8 protein-coding genes are annotated in these 12,946 nt (G+C 70.9%); 6 read left to right on the top strand and 2 right to left on the bottom strand.

What is annotated here, in order from left to right; all coding sequences use genetic code 11:
• Positions 1–400: TetR/AcrR family transcriptional regulator (locus tag BH719_RS10005; protein WP_034255178.1), on the bottom strand; the 400-nt coding region annotated here is incomplete at its 3' end.
• A 230-nt stretch (positions 401–630) separates the two neighbouring features.
• Between BH719_RS10005 and pulA the strand changes: the two genes are divergently transcribed.
• The gene (pulA, locus tag BH719_RS02795) at positions 631–4,728 is read left to right on the top strand and encodes a pullulanase-type alpha-1,6-glucosidase (protein WP_009743225.1); all 4,098 of its coding nucleotides are present in this window, start codon (positions 631–633) and stop codon (positions 4,726–4,728) included.
• Between the two features lie 1,694 nt (positions 4,729–6,422).
• Here the strand turns inward: pulA and BH719_RS02790 are convergent.
• Positions 6,423–7,157, bottom strand: coding sequence for an IclR family transcriptional regulator (locus tag BH719_RS02790; protein ID WP_009743224.1), 735 nt, complete (start codon positions 7,155–7,157; stop codon positions 6,423–6,425).
• 183 nt (positions 7,158–7,340) lie between these two features.
• Between BH719_RS02790 and leuC the strand changes: the two genes are divergently transcribed.
• From leuC to BH719_RS02765, 5 genes are all read left to right on the top strand, one after another.
• Positions 7,341–8,741 (top strand): 3-isopropylmalate dehydratase large subunit, encoded by a 1,401-nt coding sequence (leuC, locus tag BH719_RS02785; RefSeq protein WP_034255531.1) that lies wholly within the window; start codon positions 7,341–7,343, stop codon positions 8,739–8,741.
• A 19-nt stretch (positions 8,742–8,760) separates the two neighbouring features.
• Positions 8,761–9,399, top strand: a complete 639-nt coding sequence (leuD, locus tag BH719_RS02780; protein ID WP_009743222.1) for a 3-isopropylmalate dehydratase small subunit — start codon at positions 8,761–8,763, stop codon at positions 9,397–9,399.
• Positions 9,400–9,637: 238 nt separating this feature from the next.
• Positions 9,638–10,960 (top strand): UDP-N-acetylglucosamine 1-carboxyvinyltransferase, encoded by a 1,323-nt coding sequence (gene murA, locus BH719_RS02775; RefSeq protein ID WP_009743221.1) that lies wholly within the window; start codon positions 9,638–9,640, stop codon positions 10,958–10,960.
• Between the two features lie 3 nt (positions 10,961–10,963).
• A complete protein-coding gene (locus BH719_RS02770; protein WP_425415310.1) occupies positions 10,964–11,881 on the top strand; it encodes a diacylglycerol/lipid kinase family protein in 918 nt (305 codons plus the stop codon).
• 222 nt (positions 11,882–12,103) lie between these two features.
• Positions 12,104–12,901: a lysophospholipid acyltransferase family protein gene (locus tag BH719_RS02765; protein ID WP_009743220.1), complete on the top strand. Its 798-nt coding sequence runs from the start codon at positions 12,104–12,106 to the stop codon at positions 12,899–12,901.
• Positions 12,902–12,946 lie beyond the last annotated feature (45 nt).

The following is a 12,946-nucleotide window of genomic DNA, read 5'->3' as shown; positions in this document are numbered from 1 at the left end:
GCCTCGCCCCGCGCTCGAAGGACGCGCGCCTCGCCGAGGCGGGGGCGTCGGGCATGTGGAAGAGGCGCGCGGTCGCCGCCAGGTCCGGGTCGGTGCCCGCTTCGGCCAGCGCGTCGACGAAGCCGAACAGGCGGGGCCAGAAGGTCTCGGCGGTCAGGGCGCCGGGGTCGGGGGGCGGCGCGCACTCGGCGAGGCGGGACAGCCCGTCGGCGAAGGCCTCGTCGAGCAGCGCCTCCTTCCCGTCGAAGAAGTAGTAGAAGGAGCTGCGGGGGAAGCCGGAGGCGCGCAGGACGGAGCTCAACGAGGTCCCCGCGTACCCCAGGCGCGCGAAGGAGGAGCGCGCCTCGCGCATGAGGGCGCCGCGCCGGTCGATGTCGATGGGTTTGCGGGGACGTGCCATCGTCTGCCTCCGCGGTGGTGGGGATGCGGTCGTCGGGCACCAGGCTACCCGAGGCGCCCGCGCCCGCCCCTGCCGCCGCTCTGGGGACCGCCGGGCCGTCCAGTGAACCCGCGCCCGTCCGGCGGACAGAGCCCTGGTGAGCGCCCATTGAGCTTTTGCAGAAACCTTGCAGAAACAAATCCGGGGCTTCTAAAGTGGAGGCACCCCCGTCCCCCGGGGCGACCAACACAATGGACGAAGGAGTCTTCGTGCGCACTCTCATCCGCTGGAAACACAGGAGAAAACACCGGGCGTCGATAAGCGCCGCCCTCGCCGCCGCGGCTTCGCTGGCCCTGGGCGGCCTCTCGTCGCTGGGCGCGCCCGCCCTGGCGGCGGACACCCCGCCCACCGGCGCCCAATCAGGGGCGCCCACCGAGACCGCTCCCGACCTCGTCACCATCCCCGGCTCGCACAACACCGCGATGGGCTGCGCCTCGCAGTGGCAGCCCGACTGCTCCAGCGCCGCCCTGGCGCGCGACCCCGAGTCCGGCCTGTACACCGCCTCCTTCGACCTGCCCAAAGGCGACTGGGAGTACAAAGTCGCCATAGGGGGGACCTGGGATGTGAGCTACGGCGCCAATGGCACCCCCGGCGGGGCGAACATCGCCTACTCCACCACAGAGGCGGCCACGGTGACCTTCTACTACGACCCGGCCACCCACCGCGTGTGGAACACCGCCGACGGCCCCGTCATCACCCTGCCCGGATCCCTGCAGTCCGAACTGGGCTGCACCCGCGGCGACAACGGCGGCGACTGGGCGCCCGACTGCCTCGCCCCCCTCATGGTGCCGCGCGGCGACGGGACGTGGACCTACTCGACCGATAGGCTGCCCGCGGGCTCCTACGAGCTCAAGGTCGCCCACGGGCTCTCGTGGAACGAGAACTACGGGGTCGACGGCGCCCCGGGCGGCCCGAACTACTCATTCAACACGAAGGCCGGCAATCTCGTGACATTCACGTACACGCTCGCCACCCACAAACTCGACATCGATGTCGCCGACGCCCCCCTCAAGGGCGTGGGCGAGCAGCGCGCCTACTGGGTGGGTGAGAAGACCCTCGCCTGGCCCGTCTCCCTGCTGCCCGACGGCGTCAGCCGCGAGCAGGTGGTCTCCGGCGAGGCCGGACTGGCCTACACGCTCGTCACCGCTCCCGAAGGGGGCGCCGGCGTGGACGAGGGCGCGGTCAGCGGCGGCGACAGCCACCCCCTGACGGTGACCGGGGACCTGCCCTCCCAGGTGACCGACGCCCACCCGAACCTGCGGGGCTACCTGGCCCTCGGCATCGGCGACTCCCTCACCTCCGAGCAGGTGCGCGAGGCGCTGCGCGGCCAGGTCGCCGTCGCACAGGGCCGCAGCGGCGGCGCGCTCAGCGCCTTCACCGGGGTCCAGCTGGCCCCCGTCCTCGACGAGGTCTACGCCGCCACCGCGCGCGACGGCGCCCTCGGCGTCACCTGGGCCGACGGCGCCCCCTCCTTCGCGCTGTGGGCCCCCACCGCGCGGAAGGTGTCGCTGCTGACGTGGAACACCTCCGACCCGACGGGCTCGGCGGCCGAGGCCGCCGACGAGGCCGTGCGCACCGAGGCGCAAGCCGGCGCGGACGGAACCTGGCGGGTCGCGAACGCGGACGGCGCGATCACCAAGGGCGCCCAGTTCCAGTGGGAGGTCGAGGTCTACGTGCCCTCCACCGGCAAGGTCGAGACGAACACCGTCACCGACCCCTACTCCGTCGCCCTGACCACCGACTCGACGCGCTCGGTGGCCATCGACCTCTCGGACGGGGCGCTCGCGCCCGCCCAGTGGGCCTCCACCCCCGCCCCCAAGGTCCGCAACGACGCCTCGCGCGCCATCTACGAACTGCACGTGCGCGACTTCTCCGCCAAGGACCAGTCCGTGCCCGAGGAGATGAGGGGCACCTACAAGGCGTTCACCGTCTCCGGCTCGGCCGGCATGACGCACCTGGGCGAGCTGGCGGGGGCCGGGATGAACACCGTCCACCTGCTGCCCACCTTCGACATCGCGACCATCCCCGAGAAGCGCGCCGAGCAGAAGACCCCGCAGATCCCCGAGGGCGCGGGGCCCGCCTCGGAGGAGCAGCAGGCCGCTGTGAGCGCCGTCGCCGACGAGGACGCCTTCAACTGGGGCTACGACCCGCTGCACTGGATGGCCCCGGAGGGCTCCTACGCCACTGACGCCAACCAGAACGGCGGGGGGCGCACCGTCGAGTTCCGCGAGATGGTGGGCGCTCTGCACGCCACTGGACTGCAGGTGGTGCTCGACCAGGTGTACAACCACACCGCCGCCTCCGGGCAGGACGCCAAGTCCGTGCTCGACAGGATCGTGCCCGGCTACTACCAGCGCCTCAACGCCTCGGGCGGGGTGGAGAACTCCACGTGCTGCTCCAACGTGGCCACGGAGAACGCGATGAGTGAGCGGCTCATGATCGACTCCCTGGTGATGTGGGCGCGCCACTACCACGTCGACGGATTCCGCTTCGACCTCATGGGCCACCACTCGCGCCAGACCATGGAGCGCGCCAAGGCCGCCCTGTCCCAGCTGACGCTGGAGGCCGACGGGGTGGACGGGTCCAGCCTCTACCTGTACGGGGAGGGCTGGAACTTCGGCGAGGTCGCGAACAACGCGCTGTTCACCCAGGCCACGCAGGGCCAGCTCGACGGCACCGGGATCGGCGCCTTCAACGACCGGCTCCGCGACGCCGTCCACGGCGGCGGCCCCTTCGACGAGGACCACCGTGTCTACCAGGGATTCGGCTCGGGGGCGTTCTCCGACCCCAACGGGCTGGACACCAGGAGCGAGGCGGAGCGCCAGGCCGACTACCAGCACAGGGTGGACCTGGTCAAGATCGGCCTGACGGGCAACCTCAAGGGCTACGCGATGACCACCTACGACGGGCGCGCCGTGACCGGCGAGCAACTGGACTACAACGGCCAGGGGGCCGGCTACGCCTCCCAGCCAGCCGAGTCCGTGAACTACGTCGACGCCCACGACAACGAGACGCTCTTCGACCTGCTCACGTACAAGCTGCCCACGTCCGTGCCGATGGGTGACCGGGTGCGCATGAACACCCTGTCGCTGGCGACCGTGGCCCTCGGCCAGTCGCCCTCGTTCTGGTCGTCGGGCACGGAGATCCTGCGCTCGAAGTCCCTGGACCGCGACTCGTTCAACTCGGGCGACCACTTCAACTCCATCGACTGGACGGGACAGGACAACGGCTTCGGCGCTGGCCTGCCCGTCGCCTCGAAGAACGGCGACAAGTGGCCGATCATGAGGCCGCTCCTCGAGGACGCCTCCCTCAAGCCGGCCCCTGCTGACATCGCGTCGGCCAAGGGCCAGGCCCTTGACCTGCTGCGCCTGCGCGCCTCGACTCCGCTGTTCGCCCTGGGGTCGGCGGAGCTCATCGGGCAGAAGGTCACCTTCCCCGACAGCGGCGCGGCGCCCGGCTCCCTCACGATGCTCGTGGACGACACAGTGGGCGCGGACGCCGATCCTGCCCTGGACGGCGTGCTCACGGTGTTCAACGCCTCGGACAAGCCCCTGACCCAGACGGTCGGCGCCCTGGCCGGGCGGCCGTTCCAGCTCAGCGACGTCCAGGCGGGCGGATCGGATGAGGTCGTCAAGGGCGCCACGTTCGACGCGGCGACCGGCACGCTGACCGTTCCGGCGCGCACAGTCGCCGTCTTCACCCAGGCCACCGGCGGGGTCGGCCCCCAGCCGCTCACCGGGCAGTGGATGAAGGACGGATCCCGCTGGTGGTACCGCTACTCCGACGGCACGTACCCGAGCTCGACCCGGCTCACGATCGACGGCGCGGACTACGCCTTCGACGCCCAGGGCTGGATGGTGACAGGTTGGGACAGCACGGACGGGCAGTGGCGCTACTACGGCTCCTCCGGCGCCGCTGTCTCGGGCTGGCTGCGCGACGGCGGCTCCTGGTACTACCTGGATCCGGCGACCAAGGCCATGGCCACCGGATGGCTCGAACTGGGCGGCACCTGGTACCACCTGGCGCCGTCGGGCGCGATGTCAACCGGGTGGGCCAGGGTCGATGGCCAGTGGTACCACTTCGGCCCCTCGGGCGCCATGGACCGCGGATGGCTGTACGTGCGCGGCTCCTGGTTCTACCTCACGGACTCGGGCGCGATGGCCATCGGCTGGGTCCCCGTTGGCGGGTCCTGGTACTACATGCACGCCTCCGGCGTCATGGCCACCGGAACCCAGGTCATCGACGGCACCACCTACCGTTTCTCCTCATCAGGGCGGTGGATCGGCTGACACCTTCGTGAGAAGGCGGGCGGGGCCCGCGGCCTTCGGGTCGCGGGTCCCGTTCCTGTGTTGTTCTGGGTGGGGCGCCGCCCTGTGTTGTTCTGGGTGGGGCGCCGCCCTGTGTTGTTCTGGGTGGGGCGCCGCCCTGTGTTGTTCTGGGTGGGGCGCCGTCCTGTGTTGTTCTGGGTGGGGCGCCGTCCTGTGTTGTTCTGGGTGGGGCGCCGTCCTGTGTTGTTCTGGGCCGGGGTCCGCGCCTGGCCAGTGGGGGTTCCTAGCTCTGGTTGATGCCGCGCCCGGCCGCTCGGGTTCCCCTCGTCGGAGTCATGCACTGAGAAGTGGCCCGGCAGGGGGGCGAGCGCCGTTCGTTCTGCAAGCGATACCGCGTTCTCAAAGGGAGGCCGCGCCCGTCAGGCGCACGACCGGACCCCAACTGCTCGCTGACCAGGTGCTATCGCTGTGAAAACGGGCCCGGATTAGCCCGCTGCTCTCCCTGCGGGCCCGTGAACCGCATTGGGGTAGGGAACCGCCTATTGGGGTAGGCAAGTTGTCTACCCCAATGCACTGTTGCCTACCCCGATGCGACTGAGTCCGTGCCTTTCTGGGACTGTTAGGCAAATTGCCTACCCCGATGCGACTGAGTCCGTGCCTTTCTGGGACTGTTAGGCAAATTGCCTACCCCGATGCGACTGAGTCCGTGCCTTTCTGGGACTGTTAGGCAAATTGCCTACCCTGATGTGACTGAGCCAGTACCCTCCTGGGGCCGTGTGTTAGGAGTCTGCCTGGATCGCCTGGACGGCCGTTCAACGCCACCATCGATGTGCTCATCGCGCGTCCTGCAGTGGCCTCCTGAGTCAGGCCGACCGCATCGGAGCGGGAAAACACCCATTGGGGTAGGCAAGTTGCCGTGCCAGTGGGCCTGCGCGACCGTCGCACCTGGCGCCGGCGAGGGCCACCGGCGCGGACGTTGGTTATAGGAACCGACGCGCGTTATTGACACCAGCGCGCGTTGTCGGCACCGACGCGCGTTGTTGACATGAGCGCGCGTTATATCCCCCTCGCGGTGTCGACGACCCCCTCACAATGTCGACAACCCGCGCCCGTGTCGGCAACCCCCTCACAATGTCGGCAACGCGCGTCCGTGTCGGCAACCCCCTCACAGTGTCGACAACGCGCGCCCACGCCCGTGCCCGGAGAATGCCCCAGTCCGGCCTCGGACTGCAGCTCGGAGGGATTATGCCCCCCGCGTGCCTGGGGGATTCCCTCGGAAGGCGGAGAGCACCACGGGATGCCTCGGATGCCCCCGTGCCCGGGGGATGCCCTATTTTTTGTTGCAGTGGGAGGAACGAAACGAAAGATGCCCCCTCGCGTCTGGGGATTGCCTGTGCCCGCCCCGCGTCAGGGGAACGCCCGCACGCGCCAGGGCTGGCCGGTCCTGGCGGGCGACGAGGACGCCCAGGCGTGGGAACGCCCGCACGCGCGCCAGGGCTGGTCCCCGGTCCGGCTTCCCCCAGGTTGTCCGCCACCCCTGGGGGTACGCGCACAAGAACCCTGATTTACAGAAGACGCACCGCGCACAAGGGGGCGATCCCGCCCTTGTGCGCGGCCCCGTGTTTCCTAATTCCCTTCCTTGTGTGCGACACCAAGAAGGAGCGAGGGCAGGACCCGCGGGGAACGCGGCGAACCGGCCACTCGTGCTGCACTGCCTAGAAGTCGGCCTCGTCGACGCTGTGGAGGAACTCGGAGAGGCGGTTGGCGGCGGCCATGACGGAGGGGCCGTGCTGGCGCCCGGGTTGGCGGCCCATCCTCTCGATGGGGCCCGAGATCGACAGGGCCGCGAGCACCCGCCCGGACGGGCCGCGCACGGGGGCGGAGACGGAGGCGACGCCGGGCTCGCGCTCGCCGACGGACTGGGCCCAGCCGCGGCGGCGGACCTCGGAGAGCATTGTGGCGTTGAAGGAGGCGCCGTACAGGCCCCTGTGGAGGCGGTCGGGCTCCTCCCAGGCGAGCAGGACCTGGGCGGCGGAGCCCGCGCTCATGGACAGGGTGGCTCCCACGGGGATCGAGTCGCGCAGCCCCATCTCGCGCTCGGAGGCCGCGACGCAGACCCGGTAGTCGCCCTGCCGCCGGAAGAGCTGCGAGGACTCCTTGGTGTGGTCGCGCAGGGCTTGGAGGACGGGCATCGAGGCGGCGAGGAGTCGGTCCTCGCCCGCGGCGGTGGAGAGCTCCTGGAGGCGGGGGCCCAGGATGAAACGGCCCTGCATGTCGCGCGCGACCATGCGGTGGAACTCGAGGGCGACGGCCAGCCGGTGGGCGGTGGGCCGTGCGAGGCCCGTGGTGGAAACGAGTTGCGCGAGTGTCGCAGGGCCGGGCTCAAGGGCGCTGAGGACCAGCGCCGCTTTGTCGAGGACTCCGACGCCGCTCGATGTCTGCTCTTCCATGCACCTATTTTCGGTCTCAATTAGTGAGATGGCAACTCTTCGAAATGTGAAACAGTACGGGTTCTGACCACTGGAATCCCGCTCCGTGAGACTGTCGGTCCGGGAAATGAGATATGCGCTTGGATGGGGGATCGGCGGGGAGAATGGTCCACCGCGGTCGAGCAACAGGGGGAGGGCCGGACGATGAGCGGCACAATGGCGGAGAAGGTGTGGCGGGACCACATCGTGTCCAAGGGCGCCGACGGCGCCCCCGACCTGCTCTACATCGACCTCCACCTGGTCCACGAGGTCACCAGCCCGCAGGCGTTCGAGGGCCTGCGGCTGGCGGGGCGCCCCGTACGCCGCCCCGACCTGACGATCGCCACCGAGGACCACAACACCCCCACGGTCGACATCGACCGCCCCATCGCCGACATCACCAGCCGCACGCAGATCGACACGCTGCGCGAGAACGCCCGCGAGTTCGGGATCCGCCTGCACTCCCTGGGCGACGCCGACCAGGGCATCGTGCACGTCGTCGGCCCCCAGCTCGGCCTGACCCAGCCCGGCATGACGGTCGTGTGCGGCGACTCCCACACCTCGACCCACGGCGCGTTCGGGGCATTGGCGTTCGGGATCGGGACCAGCCAGGTCGAGCACGTGCTCGCCACCCAGACCCTGCCGATGGCCCCCTTCAAGACGATGGCCATCACGGTCAACGGCTCCCTGCCCCCGGGTTCCACCGCCAAGGACATCATCCTGGCCATCATCGCCAAGATCGGCACTGGCGGCGGCCAGGGCTACGTCCTGGAGTACCGCGGAAAGGCCATCCGGGAGCTGTCCATGGAAGGGCGCATGACGATCTGCAACATGTCCATCGAGGCCGGCGCCCGAGCGGGCATGATCGCCCCCGACGACACGACCTTCGCCTACATCAAGGGACGCCCCCACGCCCCCGAGGGCGAGGACTGGGACCGCGCGGTCGAGTACTGGCGCTCCCTGGCCTCCGACGACGACGCCGTCTTCGACGCCGAGGTGGTCCTGGAAGCAGCCGACATCGAGCCCTTCGTCACGTGGGGGACCAACCCCGGCCAGGGCGTGCCCCTGTCGGCGGCCGTGCCCAGCCCGGAGGACTTCGCCGACGAGAACAAGCGCGCGGCCGCGAAACGCGCCCTCGAGTACATGGACCTCCAGGCCGGCACCCCCATGCGCGACATCGCTGTGAACACCGTGTTCATCGGGAGCTGCACCAATGGGCGCATCGAGGATCTGCGCGCCGCCGCCGGCGTCCTCAAGGGGCGCCGCAAGGCCGACGGCGTGCGTGTCATGGTGGTCCCCGGATCCGCGCGCGTGCGCCTCCAGGCCGAGCGCGAGGGCCTCGACAAGGTCTTCACCGACTTCGGCGCCGAGTGGCGCAACGCGGGGTGCTCGATGTGCCTGGGGATGAACCCCGACACGATGGCCCCCGGGGAGCGCTCCGCGTCCACCTCGAACCGCAACTTCGAGGGGCGCCAGGGCAAGGGCAGCCGCACCCACCTGGTGTCCCCAGTGGTGGCCGCCGCGACCGCTGTGCGCGGCACCCTGTCCTCGCCTGCCGACCTCTGACCGACCCAGGAGCAACGCTATGGAGAAGTTCACCACCCACACGGGCGTCGGCGTTCCGCTGCGCCGGTCCAACGTCGACACCGACCAGATCATCCCGGCCGTCTACCTCAAGAGGGTGACGCGCACCGGCTTCGAGGACGCGCTCTTCGCGGCCTGGCGCTCCGACCCGGGCTTCGTCCTCAACCAGGCCCCCTACCGCAACGGCTCCGTGCTGGTCGCCGGACCCGACTTCGGCACCGGCTCCTCGCGCGAGCACGCGGTGTGGGCGCTCAAGGACTACGGGTTCCGCGTCGTCCTGGCCCCCAAGTTCGCGGACATCTTCCGTGGGAACTCCGGCAAGCAGGGCCTTGTGACCGGCATCATCTCCCAGGAGGACTGCGAGCTCCTGTGGAAGCTCCTCGAGACGGAGCCCGGCACCGAGATCACCGTGTCCCTGGAGGACAAGACCTTCCGCGCCGGTGCGGTCTCGGGCACCTTCCAGATCGACGACTACGTGCGCTGGACCCTCATGGAGGGCCTCGACGACATCGCCCTGACGCTGCGCCACGAGGACGAGATCGCCGCTTACGAGGCGGGGCGCCCCGGCTTCAAACCGGCCACACTGCCCGCCAGGACCCTGCCCAAGGAGGAAGTCGCCTCGGCGCGCGGATCCGGCTGACCCGTGGCCGGGCCGCCGACCCCGGCGACGTGCTCCGCGGGCCGAGCCGCTGCGCCGACCGCGCCTCCCCGCGGGCAGCGCAGGCGTGCGGATGCGCGCGGCGGATGGCCGCTCAGTCGGCGGCGCGCCCGGCGAACGCCGCCCGTGTGTTCGAGACGACCGGCCCCGGGGTCCCCGGGGGAAGCCCGGTGGCTTAGAGTAGTGGCCAGCCACTTCAACCAACCCAGGAGCGACCACTATGTCATCGGTGCTGCGAGTCGAGGGCGGCCACCCACTGCGCGGGGAGATCACAGTGCGCGGCGCGAAGAACTTCGTGCCCAAGGCGATGGTGGCCTCCCTGCTGGCCGACACCCCGTCCGAGCTCTACAACGTCCCCCTGATCCGTGACGTCGACGTCGTCTCCGACCTGCTGGGCCTGCACGGCGTGACCGCCGACTTCGACCAGGACCGCGGCACGATGATGCTGGACCCCACGAACGTCAAGATCGCCTCGCGCTCCGACATCGACACACTGGCCGGCGCCTCGCGCATCCCGATCCTCTTCTGCGGCCCCCTGCTCCACCAGCTCGGCGAGGCGTTCATCCCCGAGCTCGGCGGCTGCGCCATCGGCGGGCGCCCCATCGACTTCCACCTCGACACGCTGCGCAAGTTCGGGGCCGTCGTGGACAAGCGCCCCGACGGCGTGCGCATCAGGCGGCCCGCCTCGGGCCTGCACGGCGCCATCATCGAGCTGCCCTTCCCATCCGTGGGCGCCACGGAGCAGACCCTGCTCACCGCCGTGCGCAACGAGGGCATCACCACGCTGCGGGGCGCCGCCATCGAGCCCGAGATCATGGACCTCATCAACGTCCTGCAGAAGATGGGCGCGATCATCTCCGTCGACACGGACCGCACGATCCGCATCGAGGGCGTCGGGAAACTGCGCGGCTACCGCCACACGGCGCTGCCCGACCGCATCGAGGCCGCCTCGTGGGCCGCCGCCGCCCTGGCCACGCACGGCGACATCTACGTGCGCGGCGCCCTCCAGCCCGACATGACGACCTTCCTCAACACCTTCCGCAAGGTGGGGGGCGCCTTCGACATCGACGCCGACGGCATCCGCTTCTACCACCCCGGTGAGCGCCTCCACTCCATCGCCCTGGAGACCGCCGTCCACCCGGGCTTCATGACGGACTGGCAGCAGCCCCTGGTCGTCGCCCTCACGCAGGCCGACGGGCTGTCCATCGTGCACGAGACCGTCTACGAGAACCGCTTCGGCTTCGCCTCGGCCCTGCGCCAGATGGGCGCGACCATCCAGGTGTACCGCGAGTGCCTGGGCGGGACGCCGTGCCGTTTCGGGCAGCGCAACTTCTTCCACTCCGCGGTCATCTCCGGGCCCACGCCCCTGCACGCCGCGGACATCGAGGTGCCGGACCTGCGCGGCGGCTTCTCCCACCTCATCGCCGCCCTCGCTGCCCGGGGGACCTCCACCGTGTCCGGGATCGACGTGATCTCGCGCGGGTACGAGCACTTCACCCGCAAACTCCACCAGCTCGACGCCCGCGTCAGCTACGTGGACTGACCCGTGGCAGTGGGACCGGGCCGCCCGGCGATGCGGCTGCTCGTGTCGTCGATGTCGGCCGGCGGACGGGCGCTGCGCGTGGGGCCGTCGGTCGTCGCCGCGCTACGAGGCGGGGGCTGGGACGTCGAGGTGGTCGTGACCACCGCGGGAGACGACCCCGCTTCGATGGTGGCCCCCGGGGCGGACGCCGTCGGCGCACTGGGCGGGGACGGGTTCCTGGCCGCGGTGGCGCAGGGGTGCCACGACCACGGCGCGGTCCTCGTTCCGATGCCCGGCGGGCGGGGGAACGACCTGTGCCGCGCGCTCGGCGTGGGGGCCGATCCCCTCCAGCGCGCCTCGGGCCTGGCGCCGCTGGGCTCGGACCGCGGGGCGATCGGCGGGTCCGTGCGCGCCATCGACGGCATGTGGGTGCGCGGCGACGGGGCGGGCCGCCGCCTGGCGCTGGGGATCGTCTCGCTCGGCCTGGACGCGCGGGCGAACCTGCTGGCGAACCGGTCCGTCCTGTCCAACGGGCCCCTCGCCTACGCCTACGGGGCCTTCGCGGCCCTGGCGACCCACAGGCCCGCGCCGATCCGGGCGCGCGTGGACGGCGAGGAGCGCGACCTGTCCGGGTGGATCGCCTCGGTGTCGAACTCGGGCCGTTTCGGCGGCGGCATCGCCCTGGTCCCGGGGGCGGACATGTGCGACGGCGTCCTGGAGGTCTGCCACGTGGGGCCGATCCCCACCCGTTCGGCGCTGGCGGCCCTCGCCCGCGTCGTCGCTGGCCGGGGCGCCCACGACCCGCGCATCCGCGTCAGCAGCGCCCGCCTCGTCGAGTTCCTGGAGCCACAGGGGATGACCGCCATGGCCGACGGCGACGTGGTGGCCACGGTCCCCTTCACGGTGGAGGCGGCGCCCGGAGCCGTGCGCGTGCTCGTCTGACCGGTTCCGCGCGGCGCGGCCGTGATCCCCGGCGACGACTTCGCCTACGTCCCCGGTCTGACCGGTTCCGCGCGGCGCCCGCCTCCCGGTCCCGTCGCGCGTCCAGCCACCGAGCGCGCTGCTCCCGGCCCCCCTGGCGCCCCTCCCGCTCGGTCGGGGGCGTGATGCGGGCCGCGCCCAGGGGCGGGACCGGGGCAGGGGTCCTCGGATACACTTGCGCCCATGAGTCGAGTCACCGGTTTCTACCGATTCGCGAAGTGCGTGCTCACCCCCATCATGACCCCGTGGGTGCGCTTCGACGCCGAGGGCACCGAGAACCTGCCGGCTGAGGGCGCCTTCCTGCTGGTGAGCAACCACCTGTCGAACGTCGACCCGCTGTGCCTGTGCTGGTACTTCATGAAACGGGACACGGCGGTGCGATTCCTGGCAAAGCGCTCGATGTTCAAGGTCCCGTTCTTCGGGTGGATCTTCAAGGGCATGGGACTCATCCCGGTCGACCGCGATCAGAACCCGGCGGCTGTGCTGGCGCCCACCCGCGAGGCCCTGGCGGCGGGGGAGGTGGTGGGCATCTACCCGGAGGGCACGCTCACCCGCGACCCCGGCGAGTGGCCCATGGCCTTCAAGTCCGGCGCCGCCCGCCTGGCACTGGACACGGGAGTGCCCGTGATCCCCGTGTCGCAGTGGGGCGCCCAGCGGATCATGGCGCCCTACAACTCCAAGAGGATCAACCTCAAGCCCCGCCGTCCCCTGACGTACCGCTTCGGCGCGCCCGTGGACCTGTCGGATCTCATGAGCGGGGCCGGTTCGGCAGACCACGCGGCGGTGGACGAGGCGACGCGGCGCATCGCGCTCGCGGTGCGCCAGGGCGTGGCCGGGATCCGCGGCGCCGAGGCGCCCGAGGAGATCTGGGATCCGAAGACCGAGGCGGGGCCGTGGTGGGAGCACGAGCAGCGCAAGCGCGCCAAGAAGGAGCGCAAGAGGGCGAAGAAGGAGCGCAAGGGCGCCCGCGAGGGGGAGTGACGCCCCGCATCCGATGGCCTCGGCGGCGCCTGCCCGGGGGCCGTG

Origin of the sequence: Pauljensenia hongkongensis (assembly GCF_001746855.1) — a bacterium.
In the GTDB taxonomy this organism is placed as follows: Bacteria; Actinomycetota; Actinomycetes; order Actinomycetales; family Actinomycetaceae; genus Pauljensenia; species Pauljensenia hongkongensis.
This window is presented reverse-complemented; position numbering and strand designations above follow the sequence as displayed.

Bases quoted from the DNA above. Each gene is read 5' to 3' on its own strand.
- pulA (WP_009743225.1), top strand. From the start codon at position 631: ATGGACGAAGGAGTCTTCGTGCGCACTCTCATCCGCTGGAAACACAGG.
- leuC (WP_034255531.1), top strand. From the start codon at position 7,341: ATGAGCGGCACAATGGCGGAGAAGGTGTGGCGGGACCACATCGTGTCC.
- murA (WP_009743221.1), top strand. From the start codon at position 9,638: ATGTCATCGGTGCTGCGAGTCGAGGGCGGCCACCCACTGCGCGGGGAG.
- BH719_RS02765 (WP_009743220.1), top strand. From the start codon at position 12,104: ATGAGTCGAGTCACCGGTTTCTACCGATTCGCGAAGTGCGTGCTCACC.
- leuD (WP_009743222.1), top strand. From the start codon at position 8,761: ATGGAGAAGTTCACCACCCACACGGGCGTCGGCGTTCCGCTGCGCCGG.
- BH719_RS02790 (WP_009743224.1), bottom strand. From the start codon at position 7,157: ATGGAAGAGCAGACATCGAGCGGCGTCGGAGTCCTCGACAAAGCGGCG.